This window comes from Streptomyces sp. NPDC037401, assembly GCF_055602345.1.
Window position 1 is genome coordinate 1 of sequence record NZ_JBVJWO010000052.1, and the last position, 21868, is coordinate 21868.

17 protein-coding genes are annotated in these 21868 nt (G+C 72.3%); 9 read left to right on the forward strand and 8 right to left on the reverse strand.

Annotated features, from left to right (window positions below; translation table 11 throughout):
* The first annotated feature begins 127 nt into the window (after positions 1-127).
* Positions 128-2758: an FG-GAP repeat domain-containing protein gene (locus tag ACZ7H1_RS34905; RefSeq protein WP_470792263.1), complete on the forward strand. Its 2631-nt coding sequence runs from the start codon at positions 128-130 to the stop codon at positions 2756-2758.
* Between the two features lie 71 nt (positions 2759-2829).
* Here the strand turns inward: ACZ7H1_RS34905 and aspS are convergent, their stop codons facing one another.
* Entirely contained in the window at positions 2830-4647 is a 1818-nt protein-coding gene (gene aspS / locus ACZ7H1_RS34910; RefSeq protein ID WP_470792264.1) for an aspartate--tRNA ligase, read from the reverse strand.
* A gap of 115 nt (positions 4648-4762) precedes the next feature.
* On the opposite strand from aspS, the gene ACZ7H1_RS34915 reads away from it, so the two are divergent.
* Positions 4763-7036, forward strand: a complete 2274-nt coding sequence (locus ACZ7H1_RS34915; RefSeq protein WP_470792266.1) for a SpoIIE family protein phosphatase — start codon at positions 4763-4765, stop codon at positions 7034-7036.
* 59 nt (positions 7037-7095) lie between these two features.
* Here the strand turns inward: ACZ7H1_RS34915 and ACZ7H1_RS34920 are convergent, their stop codons facing one another.
* The gene (locus tag ACZ7H1_RS34920) at positions 7096-8094 is read right to left on the reverse strand and encodes a pirin family protein (RefSeq protein WP_470792268.1); all 999 of its coding nucleotides are present in this window, start codon (positions 8092-8094) and stop codon (positions 7096-7098) included.
* 127 nt (positions 8095-8221) lie between these two features.
* On the opposite strand from ACZ7H1_RS34920, the gene ACZ7H1_RS34925 reads away from it, so the two are divergent.
* Positions 8222-8617, forward strand: coding sequence for a hypothetical protein (locus ACZ7H1_RS34925; protein WP_470792270.1), 396 nt, complete (start codon positions 8222-8224; stop codon positions 8615-8617).
* On the opposite strand, the gene ACZ7H1_RS34930 is transcribed toward ACZ7H1_RS34925, so the two are convergent.
* Complete coding sequence (locus tag ACZ7H1_RS34930) at positions 8614-9084, reverse strand: SseB family protein (protein WP_470792271.1); 471 nt, start codon at positions 9082-9084, stop codon at positions 8614-8616. The two genes, ACZ7H1_RS34925 and ACZ7H1_RS34930, sit on opposite strands and share 4 nt — an antisense overlap.
* Positions 9085-9248: 164 nt before the next feature.
* On the opposite strand from ACZ7H1_RS34930, the gene ACZ7H1_RS34935 reads away from it, so the two are divergent.
* The 3 genes from ACZ7H1_RS34935 (at position 9249) to ACZ7H1_RS34945 (ending at position 13375) form a co-directional block, all read left to right on the forward strand.
* Positions 9249-11075, forward strand: a complete 1827-nt coding sequence (locus ACZ7H1_RS34935; RefSeq protein ID WP_470792273.1) for an acyl-CoA dehydrogenase — start codon at positions 9249-9251, stop codon at positions 11073-11075.
* Between the two features lie 103 nt (positions 11076-11178).
* Positions 11179-11934, forward strand: coding sequence for a hypothetical protein (locus ACZ7H1_RS34940; RefSeq protein ID WP_470792275.1), 756 nt, complete (start codon positions 11179-11181; stop codon positions 11932-11934).
* Positions 11935-12082: 148 nt separating this feature from the next.
* A complete protein-coding gene (locus tag ACZ7H1_RS34945) occupies positions 12083-13375 on the forward strand; it encodes a M18 family aminopeptidase (protein ID WP_470792276.1) in 1293 nt (430 codons plus the stop codon).
* A 63-nt stretch (positions 13376-13438) separates the two neighbouring features.
* Here the strand turns inward: ACZ7H1_RS34945 and ACZ7H1_RS34950 are convergent, their stop codons facing one another.
* Together ACZ7H1_RS34950 and ACZ7H1_RS34955 are read right to left on the reverse strand one after the other, a co-directional pair.
* Positions 13439-15328 carry an NHL domain-containing thioredoxin family protein gene (locus ACZ7H1_RS34950; protein WP_470792277.1) on the reverse strand — a complete coding sequence of 630 codons (1890 nt, stop codon included), beginning with the start codon at positions 15326-15328 and terminating at the stop codon, positions 13439-13441.
* Between the two features lie 15 nt (positions 15329-15343).
* Positions 15344-16159, reverse strand: a complete 816-nt coding sequence (locus tag ACZ7H1_RS34955) for an ATP-grasp domain-containing protein (RefSeq protein WP_470792279.1) — start codon at positions 16157-16159, stop codon at positions 15344-15346.
* A gap of 32 nt (positions 16160-16191) precedes the next feature.
* Between ACZ7H1_RS34955 and ACZ7H1_RS34960 the strand changes: the two genes are divergently transcribed.
* Complete coding sequence (locus ACZ7H1_RS34960; protein ID WP_470792280.1) at positions 16192-16683, forward strand: LURP-one-related/scramblase family protein; 492 nt, start codon at positions 16192-16194, stop codon at positions 16681-16683.
* Here the strand turns inward: ACZ7H1_RS34960 and ACZ7H1_RS34965 are convergent.
* Positions 16680-17477, reverse strand: a complete 798-nt coding sequence (locus ACZ7H1_RS34965) for a carbon-nitrogen family hydrolase (protein ID WP_470792282.1) — start codon at positions 17475-17477, stop codon at positions 16680-16682. The genes ACZ7H1_RS34960 and ACZ7H1_RS34965 overlap by 4 nt on opposite strands.
* Positions 17478-17633: 156 nt before the next feature.
* On the opposite strand from ACZ7H1_RS34965, the gene ACZ7H1_RS34970 reads away from it, so the two are divergent.
* The gene (locus ACZ7H1_RS34970) at positions 17634-18461 is read left to right on the forward strand and encodes a maleylpyruvate isomerase family mycothiol-dependent enzyme (protein WP_470792284.1); all 828 of its coding nucleotides are present in this window, start codon (positions 17634-17636) and stop codon (positions 18459-18461) included.
* 18 nt (positions 18462-18479) lie between these two features.
* Here the strand turns inward: ACZ7H1_RS34970 and ACZ7H1_RS34975 are convergent, their stop codons facing one another.
* Together ACZ7H1_RS34975 and ACZ7H1_RS34980 are read right to left on the reverse strand one after the other, a co-directional pair.
* Positions 18480-19796 (reverse strand): MFS transporter, encoded by a 1317-nt coding sequence (locus ACZ7H1_RS34975; RefSeq protein WP_470792285.1) that lies wholly within the window; start codon positions 19794-19796, stop codon positions 18480-18482.
* A complete protein-coding gene (locus tag ACZ7H1_RS34980; RefSeq protein WP_470792287.1) occupies positions 19793-20467 on the reverse strand; it encodes a GntR family transcriptional regulator in 675 nt (224 codons plus the stop codon). Before ACZ7H1_RS34980 ends, ACZ7H1_RS34975 begins: the two co-directional genes overlap by 4 nt.
* Positions 20468-20630: 163 nt before the next feature.
* Here ACZ7H1_RS34980 and ACZ7H1_RS34985 point away from each other — a divergent pair, with 163 nt between their 5' ends.
* Positions 20631-21851 (forward strand): DUF418 domain-containing protein, encoded by a 1221-nt coding sequence (locus tag ACZ7H1_RS34985; RefSeq protein WP_470792289.1) that lies wholly within the window; start codon positions 20631-20633, stop codon positions 21849-21851.
* Positions 21852-21868: the final 17 nt, after the last annotated feature.

Genomic DNA, 21868 nt, shown 5'->3' on the forward strand with positions numbered 1-21868 from the left:
CCCCCCCCCCCCCCCCCCCCCCCCCCCCCCCCCCCCCCCCCCCCCCCCCCCCCCCCCCCCCCCCCCCCCCCCCCCCCCCCCCCCCCCCCGCGACCACACATCCGCACAGGGGGAAGGAATCCCGCACATGGGCCACGGCGCCCGCATGGAACGGCACCGGACCGCACGCACGTCGGCCGCCGTCCTGCTCCTCTCCACGGGCCTGATCGGCCCGTTGCTCACCGCGCCCGCCGTGGCCGCGGCACCGGCCGCAGCGGCCGCCGATCCCTCCGCACCGGGCGCACCGGCGCCGGGCCCCGCGGCCGGGCCGTGGAACGTTGCGACGACCGTGGCCGACGGCCGCTGGCTCGTCGACTCGAAGAAGCTCGTCATCGGCTCCGACGGCTGGGCGGTGGCCCTCTGGCAGACCGCGACCGGAGACCGCCAGTACCGCCTGTACGCGGCCGCCCGGTCGCCGAAGAGCAGCGTCTGGCAGGAGCCGCGCCTGCTCGCGGAGGTCACCGGCGACCAGGACCACCTGCAGCTGGTCGCGGGCTCGGGCGGGCGGGTGGCCGCGCTCTGGCAGGAGCCCGTGGCCCCGCTGGAGCCCGGCTACGGCGACTACCGCTCCCGGCTGAAGGCCGCCGTCCTCTCCCCCGCGGACCGCTCGTGGTCCGACCCGGTCGAGGTGCTCGGCACGGACTCGGCCCTCTACCTCGACCGGGTCAGCCTGGCCGCGGGACCGCGGGGGACGTTCACCGCGGTGTGGAGCGGCGGGCCCCGGCCCGCCGACGAGGAGAAGGAGGTACCGGAGGGCACGACGACCGCGGCCACCTCGACCCTGGGCGCGGACGGCACCTGGTCCGCACCCGTCGCCGTGGCCACCGCGACCGGGCCGGACATCGTGGAGTACGCCGACGTGGCCGTGGCCCCGAACGGCACCTCCGTGATCGTGTACTCGCGGACCCAGAACGGGCGCGAGGCGATCGAGATGCTCACCCGGACCGGGCTCGACGCCCCCTGGGGCAGCCCGGCCAAGGTCACCTGGCCGGTCGCCTACGAGACCGTGATCCCCCGCCTCGGCTCCGGGCCGGACGGCACCCTGGCCCTCACCTGGGGCCAGACCGACCAGGGCACCGCCGGGTTCACCTACGCCTCGGTCCTCAGGCCCGGCACGGCCGGCTGGTCGCGTCCCGAGCGGCTGGCCACGTCCGAGGCCGGGGCGTACAACGTCCCACCGGAGCCGCTCGTCGGACCGCGCGGGGAAGTGACCCTGGTGTGGTGGCAGGACGAGGGCGGGGACCTCTCGGACTCCTTCCTCACCACCGCGACCCTGCCCGCCGGCAAGCACGACTGGTCCGAGCCCCGGCAGCTCTCCTCGTACCGGGACGCCGGGAGCGCGGGCGGCCCCTCGATCGGGCCGGACGGCACGGTCCGGGTGCTGTGGGCCCAGCCGAAGCCGGGCGAGCGGCACAACACCCTGATCGAGACGGCCCGCGACCCGCGCAGCGGCACCTGGTCCGCGCCCGCCTTCCTGCCCGGCAGCGGCAGCGACCGGGTGCAGGAGAGCGGCACGATCGCGGCCGGCCCGGGCCGTACGGCCACCGTCCTGTGGTCCCGGTTCAACGGCTCCGTGCCGGAGCCCATGTACTCCACCCGGATCCGCACCGAGCCCTCGCCCGTCCTGACCGGATCGCGCGTGCCGGCCTCCGCCGACCTGACCGGCGCCACCGGCCGCACCCCCGTCTGGGCCCCGTCCTGGGAGTTCGACCAGCCGGTGCACGCGACGCTGGTGCTGCGCGACCCGGCGGGCAACGCCGTCCGCGAGATCGAGGCCCCCGCGGGCCGCACGGTCGCCCCGCAGTGGAACGGGCTGACCACCGCGGGCCCCGCGGCGAACGGGCCGCTGACCTGGCAGCTGCGGGGACGGGGCACCGAGGAGGGGACGGACACCGTCCGCCTCGACGGCAAGGTGACCGTGACCGGCGGGGCCGCCGTACGCCGTGACTTCGGCGCGCGCAGCGGCCGACCGGACGGCACCGGCGACCTGTTCCAGACCACCGCCCCGGGCACCCTGCGCACCGCGTACGGGCACGCGGGCACCGGGAACTTCAGCGGCAGCACGACCACCACCGGCTGGCCCAAGGGCTTCCGGCCGGTCCCCATGGGCGACATGAACGGCGACCGCTGCAACGACACCCTGGTGCGCCTGGCCACCGGCGAGATGCGCCGCTACACCCCCGCCTGCGGGACGGCGCTGAAGCCCACCAGCCCGTACAAGGTCCTGGGCAAGGGCTGGAACGCCTACGACATCATGACCAGCCCGGGTGACGTGAACAAGGACGGCCGCCCCGACCTGATCGCCCGCGACCCCAGGACCGGCGGCGTGTACCTCTACCCGACGACGCCCACCGGGATCCTGGGCGCGCGCATCGAGCTCAGCACGGCCTTCAAGAACTACAAGAAGATCGTCGGCGCCGGGGACCTCAACGGCGACGGCATCGGCGACCTCCTCCTCCAGGACTCCTCGAACGAGCTGTGGCGCATGTACGGCACCGGCAAGGGCACCTTCGGCGCCCGCGCCCCCCTCGGCAAGGACTGGGGCGCCTCGTACAACGCCGTCGTGGGCGTCGGCGACCTGACCGGCGACGGCCGCGCCGACCTGATCGCCCGCGACACCAGCGGAGCCATCTGGCGCTGGAGCGGCACCGGCAAGGGCACCTTCGCCGCGAAAACGAAGATCGCCACCGGCTGGCAGGTCTACAGCGGCATCCACTAGCCGGCGAGACGCCGCGGAACGCCGAAGGGCCCGGGATCCGTTCGGATCCCGGGCCCTTCGGGCTCACATGACTAGCGCGCGGCGTCCGGGTGGACGGCCTCGGTGACCGGGCGGTCGCCGACGGCCTTCTTCTCGACCGGCTTGCGCAGCGCGATGTTCAGCTCGCGCAGACGGGCCTCGTCCAGCTCGGTCGGGGCACCCATCATCAGGTCCTGGGCGTTGCCGTTCAGCGGGAAGGCGATCGTCTCGCGGATGTTCGGCTCGTCGGCCAGGAGCATCACGATGCGGTCGACGCCCGGGGCGATGCCGCCGTGCGGCGGGGCACCGAACTGGAAGGCGCGCAGCATGCCCGCGAACTCGGTCTCGACGGTCTCGCGGGAGTAGCCCGCGATCTCGAAGGCCTTGAACATGATGTCGGGCTCGTGGTTGCGGATCGCGCCCGAGGACAGCTCGATGCCGTTGCAGACGATGTCGTACTGCCAGCCCAGGATGTCCAGCGGGTCCTGGGTCTCCAGGGCCTCGAGGCCGCCCTGCGGCATCGAGAAGGGGTTGTGCGAGAAGTCGATCTTTCCGGTCTCCTCGTCCTTCTCGTACATCGGGAAGTCGACGATCCACGCGAAGCGGAAGACGTTCTCCTCGAACTGGCCGGCGCGCTTGGCGGCCTCGACCCGGACCGGGCCCATGATCTTGGAGACCTCGTCGAACTCGCCCGCGCCGAAGAACACGGCGTGACCGGGCTCCAGGCCGAGGCGCTCGGTGAGGACCTTGACGTTCTCCTCGGTGAGGAACTTGGCGATCGGGCCGGTGAGGGCGTTGCCCTCGCCCACGCGGACCCAGGCCAGGCCCTTGGCACCGAGCGAGACGGCGAAGTCACCGAGGCCGTCGAAGAACTTGCGCGGCTGGTCGCCGGTGTTCGGGACGGCGAGCGCACGGACGTGCTTGCCGGCGAACGCCTTGAACTCGGAGTTCTCGAAGACGTCGGAGATGTCGACCAGTTCGAGCTGCGCGCGCAGGTCGGGCTTGTCGTTGCCGTACTTCAGCATCGACTCGCGGAACGGGATCCGCGGGAACGGCGAGGTGACGTGGCGGCCGTTGCCGAACTCCTCGAAGAGCTCGGTCATCAGCTTCTCGATCGGCTGGAAGACGTCCTCCTGCTCGACGAAGGACATCTCGACGTCGAGCTGGTAGAACTCGCCCGGCGAGCGGTCGGCGCGGGCGTCCTCGTCGCGGAAGCAGGGCGCGATCTGGAAGTAGCGGTCGAAGCCCGAGATCATCAGCAGCTGCTTGAACTGCTGCGGGGCCTGCGGCAGGGCGTAGAACTTGCCCGGGTTCAGGCGGGAGGGGACCACGAAGTCGCGCGCGCCCTCGGGGGAGGTCGCGGTCAGGATCGGGGTCGCCATCTCGTTGAAGCCCAGGGCCACCATCTTGTGGCGGATGGACGCGATGACGGCGGAGCGCAGCATGATGTTGCGGTGCATGCGCTCGCGGCGCAGGTCGAGGAAGCGGTACTCCAGGCGCCGCTCCTCGTTGACACCGTCGTCGGTGTTGATCGTGAAGGGCAGCGGGGCGGCCGCGCCGAGCACCTCGACCGCGGAGACCTCGATCTCGATCTCGCCGGTGGGCAGCTCGGGGTTGATGTTGTCCGCACCGCGGGAGACCACCGAGCCGTCGATCTTGACGACGGTCTCCTTGGTGAGGTGGCTCAGGGCCTCGTTCGCGGCGGTGCCGGGACGGGCGACGAGCTGCGTGATGCCGTAGTGGTCGCGCAGATCGATGAAGAGGATGCCGCCCAGGTCTCGACGATTGTGCAGCCAGCCGCTCAGCCGGACGTCGCTGCCGACGTCAGAGGCGCGGAGCTCGCCGCAGGTGTGGGACCTGTACCGATGCATCGTTCATCCAGTTCTTCGCGATACCAGGGTGGGATTCAACCCTGCCAAGGTTACCGCCCGGCCCGCAGGTGGTCCGGACGGGCGCAGCGGTGCGATGACCTGTAAAGATGAGTCGGTGCGCACCGAGGACGTTCTGGCCGCCGTCGCGACCGGCCTGTGGCGCTGGGACAACGCCTCCGGGCTGGTCACCCTCGACAGCGAGGCCGCCCGGCTGCTCGGCCTGCCCCCGCAGCCCGTGATGCTGCCCGAGGCGGCGGTACGGTCCCGCTTCCACCCGGTGGACTGGAACGAGATCAACGGCATCGTGAACCTCGCCGTGGCCGAGGGCACGCTCGCCGAGGCCCGGCTGCGCATCATGGACGAGGACGGCCGGGTGCTGCGTACCGTCCGCAGCCGCTCCAAGCCGCTGGTGGACCGTACGGACTACCAGCTCATCGGCACCCTCCAGGAGATCGCGGAGCCGCAGCCCGGCACCACGGCCGCCCAGGCGACCGTCACGGGCGACTGGCGGCGCTCCCGCGAGGCCTTCCTGCTGGACGCGGGGCGGGCGCTGGCCGAGGCCCGGTCCACGGCCGAGGTGCTGCGGGTCGCGGCCTCCCTGTCGATGCCGGGGTTCAACCCGGACGGGCTGGCCGTCTTCGGGGTGGAGGGCGACCGGCTGTCGATCATCGGACACCACGGGCACGGGCCGGGGGACGAGGCTCCCTTCACGGACATGCGGCTGGAGACGGCCTATCCGGCCGCCGAGGTGGTGCGCACGGGCCGGGCGATCTACCTGCCCACGCCCGAGGAGTACAAGCGGCGCTTCCCGGCGGCCTGGCCGCTGGCGCAGCGCTTCGGCCGGGTCTCCTGGGCCTTCCTGCCGCTGATCGTCGCGGGCCGGACCATGGGCGCCTGGATGGCGGCCTTCAAGCACCCGGTGTCCTTCTCGCCGGACGAGCGGTCGGTGCTGACGACGGTGGCCCGCATGCTGGCGCAGGCGCTCCAGCGGGCGGGCGTCGCCGAGTCCGAGCGGGAGCTGACCACCGGGCTCCAGCGCTCGATGATGCCGACGCTGGGCCCGGAGATCCCGGGCATGACGGTCGCGGCCCGGTACGTGCCCACGGGCGGCGGGCTCCAGGTCGGCGGTGACTGGTACGACATGATCCCGCTGCCGTCGGGACGGTTCGCGCTGGTCATCGGGGACGTGCAGGGGCACGACGTACGGGCGGCGGGCCTGATGGGCCAGCTGCGGATCGCGGTACGGGCGTACGCCTCGGAAGGCCACCGGCCGGACGCGGTGCTGTCGCGGGCCTCGCGCTTCCTCGCCGGGCTGCACTCCTCCGCCGAGGACGGCGCGGCCGCGCCGTACGACGACGGCGACTTCCACAGCCCGCGCTTCGCGACCTGCCTGTACGTGGAGTGCGATCCGGCGACCGGGATGCTGGAGGCGGCCCGGGCCGGTCACCCGGAGCCTGCGGTGCGGATGGCCGACGGCACCGTGCTCATGCGGCCCGTGGCGGGCGGCCTGCCGCTCGGCATCGTCCCGGACACGGACTACCCGACGACGCGGTTCACGCTGGAGCCGGGCGAGACGATGATGCTGTGCACCGACGGGCTCATCGAGACCGGCGGGCACGACCTGGACACCGGCTGGGCGCGGCTGCGGGCCGTGCTGGAGGCCGGGACGCACTCGTCGGAGAGCCTGGAGAAGCTGGCGGACCTACTGGTGCAGGCCGTGCACGGGCCGTCCTCGCACCACACCACGGGCCCGCTGGCCGACCGCCGCGAGGACGACATAGCCGTCGTGCTGCTGTGCCGGGAGGGTCCGGGCTGCGGCTGCGGCACGACGGCGTCCCACCCGTCCCGGCCGGTCCGGCGGACGGTGATCACGGTGGCGCAGGCGGAGCCGGAGCGGATCGCCGGCGCCCGGCGGCAGGTGCGGGAGCTGCTGCACGACTGGGCGGATCCGGATCAGGTGGACTCCGCGGTGCTGATGGTCTCCGAGATGGTCACGAACGTCCTGATGCACACGGACGGGGACGCGCTGCTGGTCGCGGAGGCGGTCGGCGAGCCGGGCACCCGCCGGCTGCGGGTGGAGGTCGCGGACTCCAGCGACGAGCTGCCGCACAAGCGGCACCCGGGGGAGACGGCCTCCAACGGCCGCGGCGTCCTGCTGATGGAGATGCTGGCGGACAGCTGGGGCGTGGACCCGCGGGGCGAGGGCAAGTCGATCTGGTTCGAGCTGTACGAGCAGCCGGGGCAGGACGGACAACCGGATCAGGCCGCGCAGGCGGCGGGCGGGGCGGACGCGGCCCACACGGCGGACCCGGGGCGCGACGGCCAGGCGCCGCCGGACGGCCGGACGGCCGGCGGACCGCCGCGGGTGCCCGCGCCCGTCGCCGACTGACCCCGCCGCGGCACCCGAGCCCCTGCCCGAGGACTGGCCGGCCCGTCGGCCGGCCGCGACTACTCCTCCGCGTCCGGCTCGCCGGTGCCCCGGTGGCCCAGCCCGGTCCGCTCGGTGGTCGGGATCCGGCCCAGCCGGCCCGCCTGGAAGTCGTCGAAGGCCTGCTGGAGTTCGGCGCGGCTGTTCATCACGAACGGCCCGTAGTGCGCCATGGGCTCCCGGATGGGCCGCCCGCCGAGCAGGATGACCTCCAGGTCCGGGGCGTTCGAGTCCTGCGACTCGTCGGCCCGTACGGTCAGCGAACCGCCCTCGCCGAAGACGGCGGTCTGGCCGGTGTGGACCGGGCGGCGCTCCGCACCCACCGAGCCGCGCCCGGCCATGACGTACGCGAGGGCGTTGAAGTCCTCGCGCCACGGCAGGGTGATCTGCGCGCCGGGGGTGACGGTCGCGTGGATCATCGTGATCGGGGTGTGGGTGATGCCGGGGCCCGCGTGGCCGTCCAGGTCGCCGGCGATGACGCGCAGCAGCGCGCCGCCGTCGGGGGCGGACAGCAGGGTGACCTTGCCGCCGCCGATGTCCTGGTAGCGCGGGGGCATCATCTTGTCGGACGCCGGCAGGTTCACCCACAGCTGGAGGCCGTGGAAGAGGCCGCCGCTGACGACGAGGGCCTCCGGCGGGGCCTCGATGTGCAGCAGGCCGGAGCCCGCGGTCATCCACTGGGTGTCGCCGCCGTTGATGACCCCGCCGCCGCCGTTGCTGTCCTGGTGGACGAAGGTCCCGTCGATCAGGTAGGTGACGGTCTCGAAGCCGCGGTGGGGGTGCCAGGGGGTGCCCTTGGGCTCGCCCGGCGCGTACTCCACCTCGCCCATCTGGTCCATCATGATGAACGGGTCGAGGTACTGGTAGTTGATCCCGGCGAACGCCCGGCGCACCGGGAAGCCCTCCCCCTCGAAGCCGCCGGGTGCGGTCGTCACCGCGAGCACCTTCCGCGCGACGGCCGCCTCGGGCGCGGCGACCCGCGGAAGCGTCAACGGGTTCTCCACAGTCACTGCAGGCATGGTCGGAACCTCCTTCTGAGCCGAGTTTAGTTGAAACTCGAACTTTCTGCCACACCTGCTGAACAGGAGGGGCTCCGATGGCATTCCCGGGACAACCGAAAGGGGGCGGACCTGCGTCTTCTCCCGCATGGACAGCAGCTCACTTCGCGCGGCCCTGTGGGCCACCGCCCTCGCGGCGGCCGTCACGGCACTCGGTTACGCGTCCTACCGCTGGGGATCGGGCTTCTCGCTCGCAGCCCTGCCCGGCTCGCCCTGGCCCTACCTGGGTGCCTGGGCCGCGGCCTGCTTCGCTTCCTATCTTCTGCTGCGCCGGGCCACGGCGCACTGGGGGCCCGACGGCTGGTCCGAGCTCGTCGCGGTCCCCTGCTTCGCGGGCATCCGCCTCTCCCTGGCCTACCGGCCCGACCCGGCCCTGCTCTGGGCAGCGCTGGCCGTCGCCCTGGCGTTCGCGGGCACCGCCGCCGCGCTGTGGCGGCGGCGCGCCGCGGCGCGGGGCGCGCAAGATCCGGTGGAGACGGTCTAGCCGTACATACGGCGCATGGCGAAGTCGACCATCTGCTCGACCGCCTTCGCGTCGAAGACCATCCGGTGGTCGCCCTCCATGTCGAGGACGAAGCCGTAGCCGGTCGGCAGCAGGTCGATCACCTCGGCGCCGGTGATCACGAAGTACTTCGACTCCTTGCCGGCGTACCGGCGCAGCTCCTTGAGCGTGGTGAACATCGGGATCACGGGCTGCTGCGTGTTGTGCAGGGCCAGGAAGCCCGGGTTCTCGCCCCGCGGGCAGTAGACCTTCGAGCTCGCGAAGATCTGCTGGAAGTCCTCGGCGGACAGCGACCCCGTCGTGAAGGCCCGCACGGCGTCGGCGAGCGACGGCGGCGACGGCTCCGGGTACAGCGGCTGCTCGGCGTAGCCCCCGGCCATCTGCTGCGGCGGCGGCTGCGGGGCGGAGTACTGCTGCCCGGCGTTCACGTTCTGGTCGTAGCCGTACATGCGGCACAGACTACTGATTCGCCCGCTAGCGGGGGACAGGGATGCTGGTCACAGTGGTCCGGAAGGGGTTGATTCTTATTACCGGTGGGTAGCATCATTACGTTACCGATTGGTACGTGTAGTACGAGGACCCGCCTCCCCGAGCCTTTAACGGAGCCGTCGCCATGGGGCACTACAAGCCGAACCTCCGAGACATCGAGTTCAACCTCTTCGAGGTGCTCGGCCGCGACAAGGTGTACGGCACCGGACCGTTCGCGGAGATGGACACCGAGACCGCCAAGGACGTCCTGTCCGAGATCGCCCGCCTGGCGGAGAACGAGCTCGCCGCCTCCTTCGAGGACGCCGACCGCAACCCGCCCGTCTTCGACCCGGAGACCAACACGGCGCCGGTCCCGGCCTCCTTCAAGAAGAGCTACAAGGCCTTCATGGACTCCGAGTACTGGCGTCTGGGCCTGCCGGAGGAGATCGGCGGCACCACCTCCCCGCGCTCCCTCGTCTGGGCGTACGCGGAGCTCCTGCTCGGCTCGAACCCGGCCATCTGGATGTACTCCTCGGGCCCGGCGTTCGCCGGCGTCCTCCACGAGGAGGGCAACGACGCCCAGAAGAAGATCGCTCAGATCGCGGTCGAGAAGCGCTGGGGCTCCACCATGGTCCTGACCGAGCCGGACGCCGGCTCGGACGTCGGCGCCGGCCGCACCAAGGCCATCCAGCAGGCCGACGGCTCCTGGCACATCGAGGGCGTCAAGCGCTTCATCACCTCCGGTGAGCACGACATGGAGGAGAACATCCTCCACTACGTCCTCGCCCGCCCCGAGGGCCACGGCCCCGGCACCAAGGGCCTCTCCCTCTTCCTGGTCCCGAAGTTCCACTTCGACTGGGAGACCGGCGAGCTGGGCGAGCGCAACGGCGTCTACGCCACCAACGTCGAGCACAAGATGGGCCTCAAGGCCTCCAACACCTGCGAGATGACCTTCGGCGACCAGCACCCCGCCAAGGGCTGGCTGATCGGCGACAAGCACGACGGCATCCGCCAGATGTTCATGATCATCGAGTTCGCCCGCATGATGGTCGGCACGAAGGCCATCGCGACGCTCTCCACCGGCTACCTGAACGCGCTGGAGTACGCCAAGGAGCGCGTGCAGGGCCCGGACCTCGCGAACTTCATGGACAAGTCCGCGCCCAAGGTCACCATCACGCACCACCCCGACGTCCGCCGCTCGCTGATGACGCAGAAGGCGTACGCCGAGGGCATGCGCGCCCTGGTCCTCTACACCGCGACCGTCCAGGACGAGATCGCCCTGAAGCAGGCCGCCGGCGAGGACGCCTCCGCGCAGATCGGCCTGAACGACCTGCTCCTGCCGATCGTGAAGGGCTACGGCTCGGAGCGCTCGTACGAGCAGCTGGCGCAGTCCCTGCAGACCTTCGGCGGCTCCGGCTACCTGCAGGAGTACCCGATCGAGCAGTACATCCGGGACGCCAAGATCGACACCCTCTACGAGGGCACCACGGCCATCCAGGGCCAGGACTTCTTCTTCCGGAAGATCGTCCGCGACCAGGGCGCCTCCCTGAACGTCCTCTCCGAGACGATCAAGAAGTTCCTGGCCGGGGGCGAGGGCGGCGAGGAGCTGGCCCCGGCCCGCGACGCGCTGGCCAAGGCCGCCGTCGACCTGGAGGCCATCGTCGGCCAGATGATCGTCGACCTCACCGCCACCGGCGAGGACGTCAAGAACATCTACAAGGTCGGCCAGAACACCACCCGCCTGCTGATGGCGTCCGGTGACGTCGTCGTCGGCTACCTGCTCCTCAAGGGCGCGGCCGTGGCCGCCGAGAAGCTGGCGACCGCTTCCGCGAAGGACGCGGCGTTCTACCAGGGCAAGATCGCGGCGGCGAAGTTCTTCGCCTCCCAGGTCCTGCCGGGCGTCTCCGTCGCCCGCACCCTGGCCGAGGCCGTCGACAACTCCCTGATGGAGCTCGACGAGGCCGCGTTCTAGGACCCGGTTCCCGGGCCGGTACGGACCGCAGCAGAAGGGCGGGGGCGCCTGGCGCCCCCGCCCTTTTGTCATTTTGTCGGTGCTTCGTGGGACGCTCGTAGACATGACTCCACACGAGCGGCAGCAGAACGGCAGCAGGGGGTACTCCGTCCCGACCGGGCGGCCGTACCAGCTGGCCGAGCTGCGCGGAAAGCTCGGCTCCCTCGGCGACCAGGTCCAGGAGCTGTACGAAGGCGCCCACCCCGCCGAGTACGAGCCGGTCACCGACGCCCTCCACGCCGCTTTCCAGACCGCCGCGGGCCTCGCGCCCGTCAAGAGCTACACCGGCTGCGCGGAGCACCCCAACGGCGCCCTGGACCCCGAGGCCCCCGAGGGCTGGGGCCGCTGCCTGCTCTGCAACGACCGGCGCCGCCGCGGACTGCGCGCCCAGGGCGTCCGCATCACCGGCGCCGCCCCCGGCGGACCCGGCCCCGCGGTACAGCACCGCCGCCTCGGCTACCCCGTCCCGGACGGCCCGTACACCCTCGACCTGCTCCGCGACCACGTCCGCCAGGTCGTCGAGGACAGCTTCCACCTGAGCGTCTCCTCGCCCGGCGACGCCTTCGTCGACATCGCCGACGACCTGCACCGGGCCTTCATCGTCGCCCGCGAGCTCTCCCGCCCGCGCAACGCCTCGGGCTGCTCCGAACACCCCGGGGCTCCCATCGATCCCGACGCACCCCCCGGAGAGGCCTGTATCTTCTGCGCCGGACGGAAAAAACGCGCACAGCGCCCGCCCGGCACCCCCGAGATGCTGCCCCGCATCCGCCGGGGCGAGCGGCGGCAGCTGGGCCGCCGTTTCGACCGTCCGTCGGGCTAGGTCGTCTTCCGGAGACGGCCTAGCACTCGGGGAACCCTGCGCACCGTGCCGGCCTGCGGCGCGGGGGAGTCGCACATCACGCCCCGGGGTCCGGGCCGCCCGCCGCACTCCGGACATGGTGAACACGACCGTCGTTAAGGTGAACCACATGAGCTCTCCCGCCCGCTTCGACCGCGGCCACACCGACGACCTGATGACCTTCCTGGCAGCGAGCCCGTCGCCGTACCACGCCGTGGCCAACGCGGCCGAGCGGCTGGAGAAGGCCGGGTTCCGGCAGCTGTCGGAGACGGACGCCTGGGATGCCACGGCGGGCGGCAAGTTCGTCCTGCGCGGCGGCGCGATCATCGCCTGGTACGTCCCCGAAGGCGCGTCCGCACACACGCCGTTCCGCATCGTCGGCGCCCACACCGACTCCCCCAACCTGCGCGTGAAGCCGCTGCCCGACACCGGCTCCCAGGGCTGGCGGCAGATCGCCGTCGAGATCTACGGCGGCACCCTGCTCAACACCTGGCTCGACCGCGACCTCGGCCTCGCCGGCCGGCTGACCCTGCGCGACGGCACCCACCGCCTCGTCAACGTCGACCGCGCGCTGCTGCGCGTGCCCCAACTGGCCGTGCACCTCGACCGGTCGGTGAACTCCGACGGCCTCAAGCTCGACAAGCAGCGCCACATGCAGCCGATCTGGGGTCTGGGCGAGGTCCAGGAAGGCGACCTGATCGCGTTCCTGGAGGAGGAAGAGGGCCTGCCCCAGGGCGAGGTGGCCGGCTGGGACCTGATGGTCCACTCCATCGAGCCGCCCGCCTACCTCGGCCGCGACCGCGAACTGCTCGCCGGCCCGCGGATGGACAACCTGCTCTCCGTGCACGCCGGTACGGCCGCCCTGGCCGCCGTCGCCACCCGCTCCAAGCTCGACCACATCCCCGTCCTCGCGGCCTTCGACCACGAGGAGAACGGCTCGCAGTCGGACACCGGCGCGGACGGCCCCCTGCTGGGCAACGTGCTGGAACGGTCCGTCTTCGCCCGCGGCGGCAGCTACGAGGACCGCGCCCGCGCCTTCGCCGGAACGATCTGCCTGTCCTCGGACACAGGCCACGCCGTGCACCCCAACTACAGCGAGCGCCACGACCCTTCGCACCACCCACGCGCCAACGGCGGACCGATCCTCAAGGTCAACGTGAACCAGCGGTACGCCACCGACGGCTCCGGCCGCGCCGTGTTCGCGGCCGCGTGCGAGCGCGCCGGCGTGCCGTGGCAGTCGTTCGTCTCCAACAACTCGATGCCCTGCGGCACGACGATCGGCCCGATCACGGCCGCCCGCCACGGCATCCAGACCGTGGACATCGGCGTGGCGATCCTCTCGATGCACAGCGCCCGCGAGCTCTGCGGCGCCGAGGACCCCTACCTGCTCGCGAACGCCCTGGTCGCCTTCCTGGAGGACTAAGAGGCCAGGGCGGCCGGGCGACCGGCGACCGGGCGCGCCTGCACCCGGTCGCCCGCACCGCTGCTACTGCGGCTGTCCCGCGGCCTCGTCGCCCCGGTCCATTCCCGCGAGCACGAGGGGCAGCCGGGAGGCCCCGCCCTCGGTGAGCCGGACCGGAACTCCCCAGTCCTGCTGGTGGACATGGCAGGCCGGGTACTCGTTCTCGGGGTCGTCGTCACAGGACGCGGCCATCGCGGAGACGTGCAGGACGCCCTCGGTCGGCCCGTCGGCGAGCACCAGGTCCCGGAACAGGTCCGTCCCGGCGCCCTCGCCCTCCGCGAGCAGCTCCGGCGGGGTCGAGGACACCAGCAGCCGGGTCGAGGGCCCGTACCGCGTGTCGAGCTTCTGCCCGCTCGGCGCCTGGAAGACCACGTCGAGCCGGAGCCGGCCGGGCGCCACCTCGGTCGCGGCCCGCTGCGTGCGGTGGGCGACCTCGGCGACCCGTACGGCCTCCTCGGGCAGCCGCAGCCGCGTCAGCAGGTGCCGGGCGGACTCCACGACCACGATGTCCTCGCCGGCGAGGACGGCGGCGCTGGGCTCGCGCAGGTCGGTGGCGAGCGTGGTCACCTCGCCCGTGGCGGGATCGTAGCGGCGCAGGGCGTGGTTGTACGTGTCGCAGACCGCCACCGATCCGTCGGGCAGGGCGGTCACCCCGAGCGGGTGCTGGAGCAGCGCCTGCGCGGCCGGGCCGTCGCGGTGGCCGAAGTCGAAGAGGCCGGTGCCGACCGCCGACGTGACGGCGTACGCCTCCGGCGCGGCTCCCTCGGCGCCTCCACCCACGCGCTCGACGTAACGCAGCGCGCTGGTCTCGGAGTCGGCGACCCACAGCCGGTCCCCGGCCGCGGCGAGCCCGGAGGGCTGGGCGAACCACGCCTCCGCGGCCGGCCCGTCGACCAGGCCTTCGTTGGTGGTGCCGGCCGCGACCTGCACGGTCCCGTCCTCGGGGTCGTACGTCCACAGCTGGTGCACGCCCGCCATCGCGATCCACACCCGGCCCTGCCACCAGGCCACGTCCCACGGCGATGACAGGTCGACGTCGAGGGCGGGCCCGCAGGTCGGGGAGCCCTGCCACCACTGGCGGCCCGTGCCGGCGACGGTCGTCACCTCGCCGGTCCCCAGGTCGACGCGGCGCAACGCGTGGTTGACCGTGTCCGCGACGATCACCGTGCCGTCGGGGAGCAGGGCGAGGCCCTGCGGCTCGCTGAACGCATCGGGGCCGAAGCCGCGTTCGCCACTGCCGATCCGGCGCACGACGCTCTCGCCGTCCTCGGCGAGCTCGACGAGCTGGTGCCGGGTGGAATCGGAGACGAGGTAGTTCCCGCTGTCCAGCCGCAGGGCCTTCCCCGGGAAGCGCAGGTGGGTCGCGACCGGCTCGGGCGCGACGTACGGCCCGTCGCCGCGGCGCAGCGTCCCCTTGGCCTCGTGCTCCGCCTCCAGCTCCTCGACGAGCCGCTCGATGGCGTGCGCGTGCCCCTCGCCGGCGTGCTGCGCGACGACGTAGCCCTCGGGGTCGATCACGACGAGCGTGGGCCAGGCGCGCACGGCGTACTGCTTCCAGGTCGCGAGCTCGGGGTCGTCGAGCACCGGGTGGTGCACCTCGTACCGCTCGACGGCGTCCACGACGGCCTGGTGCTCGGCCTCGTGCACGAACTTCGGCGAGTGCACACCGATGATCACGACGGTGTCGCGGTGCTTCTCCTCGAGCTCGCGCAGCTCGTCGAGCACGTGCAGGCAGTTGATGCAGCAGAACGTCCAGAAATCGAGGATCAATGTGCGACCTCGGAAGTCGGCGAGCTTCAGATCCTTCCCGCCGGTGTTGATCCAGCCGCCCTTGCCGATCAGCTCGGGGGCACGGACACGGGCACGCTTGCGGGGTGCGGGCGCAGGGGTGGGCGCCGAGGCAGCATCGTTCATGTTTCAAGCTTGCCATCAGCCCAGGAAGGCGTGCAGGGACGTCTTCAGTGCCGAGACGAAGGCCGCGCGGGTGACGTCCGGGACGAGGGCCAGGGAGAGGTACGGGTTGAGGTCCTCCAGCTCGACGAGCAGCAGCTCGCCGGAGGGGGCCCGGCAGGCGTCGACGCGCTGGATGCCGTGCGGGAGGGCGTTCCACGTGACGAAGCTCTGGGCGAAGGCCAGGTCGTCGGGGGTGGGACCGTACGGCTCCAGGTCCCAGCGGCGCTCCGGGTCGGGGGCGTACAGCGCGTACTGGAAGTCCTGGTCGACGAAATAGAACGACACCTCGTACGCGAAGTCGATCCGGGGCTGGATCAGGATCTCGCCGGCCGGCCCGGCGGGTGCGGAGGTGAAGGTCAGGCCCACCGAGTCCGCGCCCTGCTTGGGCTTGACCGCGTACTGCGCGGCGGGCGGGAGGAGGCCGAGGTCGGCGGGGTCGTCCACGGTCGGGATGACCGGGTAGCCGGCGGCCGTCAGCTCCAGGAGGTACTGCTTGCCCACCATGTCGGCGCGGCCGGTGAGCGGGTTGTAGACACGGGTGCCGCGGGCGAGGGCCTCGGCCCGGAAGGCGTCGTACGCCTCCTGGTAGTGCAGGACCGGGCCGCTGTTGCGGACGACGACGGCGTCGAAGCCGTCCATCAGTCCGGTCGCGTCCAGCGGGTGGCACAGGGCCGTGACGAAGTCCTCGCGCAGCCGTGAGGCCAGGAATATGTCCTCGTCGCAGTACCGGCGGCCCTTGGCCGGGTAGGCGAGGTCGGTGACGTACAGGAGCCGAGCGGAGTGCCGTGACATGGCGACACGCTATCCCGGGAAGCGTTCTCCACGTGAAATACCTCGTACGGGACAAATTGCTGGCCATCGGCGACGACTACTGGATCGAGGACGAGGCCGGGCGGCACGCCTTCCTCGTCGACGGGAAGGCCCTGCGGCTGCGGGACACCTTCGAGCTGAAGGACCCCGACGGCCGGATCCTGATCACCCTGCGGGAGAAGGTGCTGAGCTTCCGCGATGCGATGACGCTCGAGCGCGACGACCGCAAGCTCGCCGTTGTCCGCCGCAAACGGCTCTCCCTGCTGCGCAACCACTACCTCGTCCAGCTCGTGGACGGCACCGAACTGGACGTCAGCGGCCGGATCCTGGACCGCGAATTCAAGATCGAGTACGACGGCGAGCTGCTGGCGCTGGTCTCGAAGCAGTGGTTCCGGGTGCGGGACACCTACGCCGTCGACCTCGTGCGCGACGAGGCCGATCCGGCGCTGCTGATCGCGGTCGCGGTGTGCGCGATCCGGATGGCCGAGAAGGAGCGGGGGGACTAGTGGCCGGGAGCAGGGAGGCCCAGGATGCGGTCCTTCAGGGCCGGGAACTGCTCGCGGGTCACGGCGACCTTCTGCGGGTCCAGGTCCACCGTCAGGACCTGCTCGTCCGGGCCCGCTTCCGCGAGCACCTCGCCCCACGGGTCCACGACGATGCTGTGCCCCGACATCTCGACCCCGGCGTGGGTGCCGGCCTCGGCTACGGCGAGGACGTACGCCTGGTTCTCGACGGCGCGCGCCTGCGCCAGCAGGGTCCAGTGCCCGCGGCGGCGGGCGGGCCAGCCCGCCGAGACCACCAGGGCGGTGGCCCCGGCGTCGACGAGCCCGCGGTACAGCTCGGGGAAACGCAGGTCGTAGCAGGTGGAGAGGCCGAGGGTGAGCGAGCCGGGCAGCGCCACGGTGCGCAGTTCGGCGCCCGCGCCCATCATCACGGCCTCGCCCTGGTCGAAGCCGAAGCGGTGGATCTTGCGGTAGGTGGTGTGCAGTGCGCCGTCCGGCGACAGGACGAGGGTGGTGTTGTACAGCGCGCCGTCCGCGCCGCGTTCCACGATCGACCCGGCGTGCAGCCAGACCTCGGCGTCCCGGGCCGCCTTGGACATCTCCCGGAACGTCGGCCCGTCGAGGGACTCGGCCCCTTCGGCGAACTGCTCGTAGGCGAAGGCCCCCACGGCCCACAGCTCGGGCAGCACGACGAGGTCGCGGCCGCGCTGCTCACGGACCAGCTCCGCCGCCCTGGCCCGCCGGGAATCCGCCGACTCGCCCTCGTTCACAGCGATTTGGATCAGCGAAGCGCGCACAGTACCACCGTCCTGGCCGGGAAGCCGTCAACTCGGGCCTACGATCGTCACACGAAAGCACTGCCGGGGTGCTCCCCAGCAGCGTAACTTTGACAATCAAGCCTCCCACTCCGCTACGAGCTCAAGTCGCCACTGATCAGCAGCACGAGGGGTCCCGTGACCGTCCATCCCAGCCTTCAGCCCTATGCCGACGCGTGGACCCACTCCATCGAGGCGATATCCGAACTCGTCGTGCCGTTGACGGAGGGCGAGTGGAACCGGCCGACCCCGTGCCCGGGCTGGTCGGTGCGCGACCTCGTGTCCCACATCATCGGCATCGACTGCGAGATGCTCGGCGACCCGCGGCCCATCCACACCCTGCCGCGCGACCTGCGCCACGTGGTGGACGAGCCCAGCCGGTACATGGAGGTTCAGGTCGACGTACGGCGTCACCACACCGCGCCCGAGATGACCTCGGAACTGGAGTACACGGTGATCCGCCGGGCCCGCCAGATACGCAACGAGAAGCGCGATCCGCACACGACGATGGTCCGCGGGCCGTTCGGCGAGCAGGTGACGCTGGAACAGTCCTACCGGCTGCGGGCGTTCGACATCTGGGTGCACGAGCAGGACCTGCGGGTGGCCCTCGGGACGCCCGGCAACCTCGACTCCCCCGGTGCCTCCATCGCCCGCGACCTGATGCTCTCGGGCCTGCCGAAGATCGTCGCGAAGAAGGCGGGCGCCCCGGCGGGCAGCGCCGTCGTCCTCGACGTGCACGGGCAGCTGGAGTTCATGCGGACGGTGCGGGTGGACGCCGAGGGCCGCGGCAGCATCGACGGGACGCCGTCGCTCGGCCCGGCCGTGACGCTGGCGATGGACTGGGAGACGTACTCCCGGCTGGCCGCGGGCCGGGTCCGGCCGCAGACCGTGGCCGACCGGCTCAAGGTCGAGGGCGACCAGGAGCTGGCCGAGGCGATCCTGCGGGAGTTCTCGGTCACGCCCTGACGGTGGGCGGCCGTGGGGTCACGCCCTGACCGTGACCGTGCGGGCCCGCTCCCGCTCGCGGTGCAGGGCGTGGGGCCGCAGCCGGAGGATCTGCGCGACGCCGAGGGCCTCCAGGACGAACACGCTGGAGAAGGCGATCCGGTAGTCGTCGCCGGTGGCGTCCAGCAGGATGCCCACGGCGAGCAGCGTGGTCATGGAGGCCAGGAAGCCGCCCATGTTGGTGATCCCGGAGGCGGTGCCCTGGCGAGCCGCCGGGTTCGCGGGGCGGGCGAAGTCGAAGCCGACCATCGAGGCCGGTCCGCAGGCCCCGAGCACCGTGCACAGGGTGATCAGCAGCCACATCGGTGCGTGCGGGCCGGGATGGGCGAGCGTGGCTCCCCACAGCAGTGCGGTCACGGCGACCGTGCCGAGGGCGAGCGGGATCCGGGCGGACTGGCGGCGGGCGACGAGCTGCCCGTACACCAGGCCCAGCGCCATGTTCGAGGCGACGACGAGCGTCAGCAGCGCGCCCGCGGTCGTCCGTGGCAGGCCCTGCGCCTCGACGAGGAACGGCATGCCCCACAGCAGCAGGAACACCATCGCCGGGAACTGCGTGGTGAAGTGCACCCACAGCCCGAGCCGGGTGCCGGGCTCCCGCCAGGACTCGGCGATCTGCGTCCGTACGTAGCCCCGGCCGCCGGGGTGGGCGGCGGGCTCCGGCTCGTGGCCCTCCGGGTGGTCGCGCAGGAAGAGCACGAGCGGGACCAGGACCAGCAGGCCGGCCGCGGAGCTGCCCGCGAAGGCGGGGATCCAGCCGACCCCGTGCAGGACGGGCGCCAGGACCAGGGTGGAGACGAGGTTGCCGGCCATCCCGACGAGCCCGGCGAGCTGCGCCATCAGCGGCCCGCGGCGCGGCGGGAACCAGCGCGTGCCCAGGCGCAGCACGGAGATGAACGTCATCGCGTCGCCACAGCCGAGCAGGGCGCGGGCGGCGAGCGCCATTCCGTACGACGGCGAGAGCGCGAAGCCGAGCTGCCCGGCGGTGAACAGCACCGCGCCGAGGGTCAGGACCTTCTTGGTGCCGAGCCGGTCGACCATCAGGCCGACGGGTATCTGCATGCCCGCGTAGACCATCAGCTGGAGGAGCGAGAAGGCCGCGAGGGCGGAGGCGTTGACGTGGAAGCGGTCGGCCGCGTCCAGTCCGGCCACGCCCAGGCTGGTGCGGAAGATGACGGCGACGAAGTAGACGGCGACGCCGATCGACCACACGAAGACGGCACGCCGGCCGCCGGGCGGTTCCCGGTCCCGGTCCGACGGCGGGGCGGCGGCCGCGGGGACCGGAGGGGCGGAGCTCACCGGATCTCACCGCCGCGGACCAGCACGTCCACGCGGCCCAGGTGGGCCAGTACGGCCGCCGCGGCCCGGTCGGCGTCCCCGGCGCGCAGTGCCTCGTAGATCTCGGTGTGCTCGGCGAGGTTCTGGGCGATGCGGTCGGGGTGCATGTGCATGACGGCCACGCCCATCCGCAGCTGCCGGTCCCGCAGCTGGTCGTAGAGGCGGGCCAGGATCTGGTTCCCGGCGCTGCGCACGATCTCCGCGTGGAAGCAGCGGTCGTCGACCGCGAAGGCCGCGAGGTCGCCGCCTTCGGCATGGACGGCCTGGGAGCGCAGCAGGGCTTCGAGGCGTTCGAGGAGGGCGGGCGGGGCGGGGACGGCCCGGCGGACCGTGTACTCCTCCACCAGCCGCCGGGTCTCGACCACGTCGGTGATCTCCTGGACGGAGACGGCGAGGACGAGCGCGCCCTTCTTGGGGTAGAGCTTGATCAGCCCCTCGGTCTCCAGGCGCAGGAGCGCCTCGCGCACGGGGGTCCGGGAGACGCCCACGGCTTCGGCCAGCTCGCCTTCGGTCAGCAGGGTGCCGCCTGCGAAGCGGCGGTCCAGGACGCCCTGTTTGACGTGCTGGTAGACGCGGTCCGCGGCGGGCGGCTGCTTGGCGGGGGCGAGGGGAACGGACGGCGCGTGCTGCATGCGCACAGCATAGATACAAGTAGGGTGCAACGGTCCGCGGGTCTCGGCATCCGGACGCCGGGCCGGTGTCGGCCATGGCCGGATCGCGGTGCATCGAAGGATGTACGGGGCTTTCGTCCACCGGCACGAGGTGTCGCGCGGGCGCCGCCGGGAGGCTGGATCCATGGCGAACTCCCTTCCGGCGCCCTCCCCGGGGCCCTCCGCATCCGCCCCCGCGGCACCCGTCGCACCGTCGCCCGCGCCCTCCGGCCGACTGCCGCTGCTCGACGTGCTGCGCGGCGCGGCCATCCTCGGCACCCTGATGACGAACGTCTGGATCTTCGCCGGACCCGGCTCGGAGCGGGCGGTCCTGGACGGCGTCTCGCTCGAGGGCACCCACCCCGCCGAGGCGGTGTTCCGCTTCCTCGCGGACGGCAAGTTCCTGTCGCTGCTGACCGTCCTCTTCGGGGTCGGCCTGGCCATCCAGTACGACTCCGCCCGCCGCCGCGGCCTGCCGTGGCCCGGCTCGTACCGCCGCCGCGCGGTGTTCCTCTTCGCGGAGGGGACCGTGCACTTCGTGCTGGTCTTCGCGTGGGACGTGCTGATGGGGTACGCCGTGACGGCCCTCCTGGTCGCCTGGCTGCTGGCGCGCTCGCAGCGGGTGCAGCGGCGGGTGATGTGGACGGCGGCGGGCCTGCACGTCGCCCTGATGTCCCTGGTCACGCTCGCCCTCGTGGCGCAGGACGACGGCCCGGCGGAGCCGGTCGCCACGGCGGCGGTGGACCTGTACGCACACGGCTCCTACCCGGACCAGGTGCGGTTCCGCCTGGAGAACGCCCTGGCGCTGCGCATCGAGCCGGTGTTCTCCTTCGGCCTGCTGGTCTTCCTGTTCCTGCTGGGCGTCCGGCTGTACCGGGCGGGCGCCTTCGGCGACGACGCCCGGAGCCGCCGGATCCGGGGCCGGCTGCTGGTCTGGGGCCTGGGGCTGGGCCTGCCGCTGAACGCCGCCGTCGCGCTGGGCGGCGACGACTTCTTCGCCCTCGGACGGTACGTGGCGGCTCCGGCGGTCGCCCTCGGCTACCTCGGCCTGATCGGCTGGGTGCTGGACCGGATCCGCACCCCCGGACCGGTGACGGCCGGGCTGTCCTCGGTCGGCCGGACGGCGCTGTCCGGGTACGTGCTTCAGAACCTGCTCTGCATGCTCGCCTGCTACGGCATCGGGCTGGGGCTGGCCGAGCGCTTCGAGGACAGCGGGCCGTGGTGGGTGATGGGCCTGTGGGCGGCGGTCTGCCTGGTTCTGACGATCGGTTCGCGGCTGTGGCTGCGCCGGTTCGCCCACGGCCCGCTCGAATCCGCACAGAAGCGACTGATCGGGCAGCGAAGGTTGCGGAATGGTCAAGAGTGACCAACTCCGTGCATCCT

What these genes read in the sequence shown, in the direction of transcription:
- ACZ7H1_RS34905 (WP_470792263.1), top strand. Translation starts at nt 128, where the DNA reads ATGGGCCACGGCGCCCGCATGGAACGGCACCGGACCGCACGCACGTCG.
- aspS (WP_470792264.1), bottom strand. Translation starts at nt 4,647, where the DNA reads ATGCATCGGTACAGGTCCCACACCTGCGGCGAGCTCCGCGCCTCTGAC.
- ACZ7H1_RS34920 (WP_470792268.1), bottom strand. Translation starts at nt 8,094, where the DNA reads ATGCCTGCAGTGACTGTGGAGAACCCGTTGACGCTTCCGCGGGTCGCC.
- ACZ7H1_RS34925 (WP_470792270.1), top strand. Translation starts at nt 8,222, where the DNA reads ATGGACAGCAGCTCACTTCGCGCGGCCCTGTGGGCCACCGCCCTCGCG.
- ACZ7H1_RS34930 (WP_470792271.1), bottom strand. Translation starts at nt 9,084, where the DNA reads ATGTACGGCTACGACCAGAACGTGAACGCCGGGCAGCAGTACTCCGCC.
- ACZ7H1_RS34935 (WP_470792273.1), top strand. Translation starts at nt 9,249, where the DNA reads ATGGGGCACTACAAGCCGAACCTCCGAGACATCGAGTTCAACCTCTTC.
- ACZ7H1_RS34940 (WP_470792275.1), top strand. Translation starts at nt 11,179, where the DNA reads ATGACTCCACACGAGCGGCAGCAGAACGGCAGCAGGGGGTACTCCGTC.
- ACZ7H1_RS34945 (WP_470792276.1), top strand. Translation starts at nt 12,083, where the DNA reads ATGAGCTCTCCCGCCCGCTTCGACCGCGGCCACACCGACGACCTGATG.
- ACZ7H1_RS34950 (WP_470792277.1), bottom strand. Translation starts at nt 15,328, where the DNA reads ATGAACGATGCTGCCTCGGCGCCCACCCCTGCGCCCGCACCCCGCAAG.
- ACZ7H1_RS34955 (WP_470792279.1), bottom strand. Translation starts at nt 16,159, where the DNA reads ATGTCACGGCACTCCGCTCGGCTCCTGTACGTCACCGACCTCGCCTAC.
- ACZ7H1_RS34980 (WP_470792287.1), bottom strand. Translation starts at nt 20,467, where the DNA reads ATGCAGCACGCGCCGTCCGTTCCCCTCGCCCCCGCCAAGCAGCCGCCC.
- ACZ7H1_RS34985 (WP_470792289.1), top strand. Translation starts at nt 20,631, where the DNA reads ATGGCGAACTCCCTTCCGGCGCCCTCCCCGGGGCCCTCCGCATCCGCC.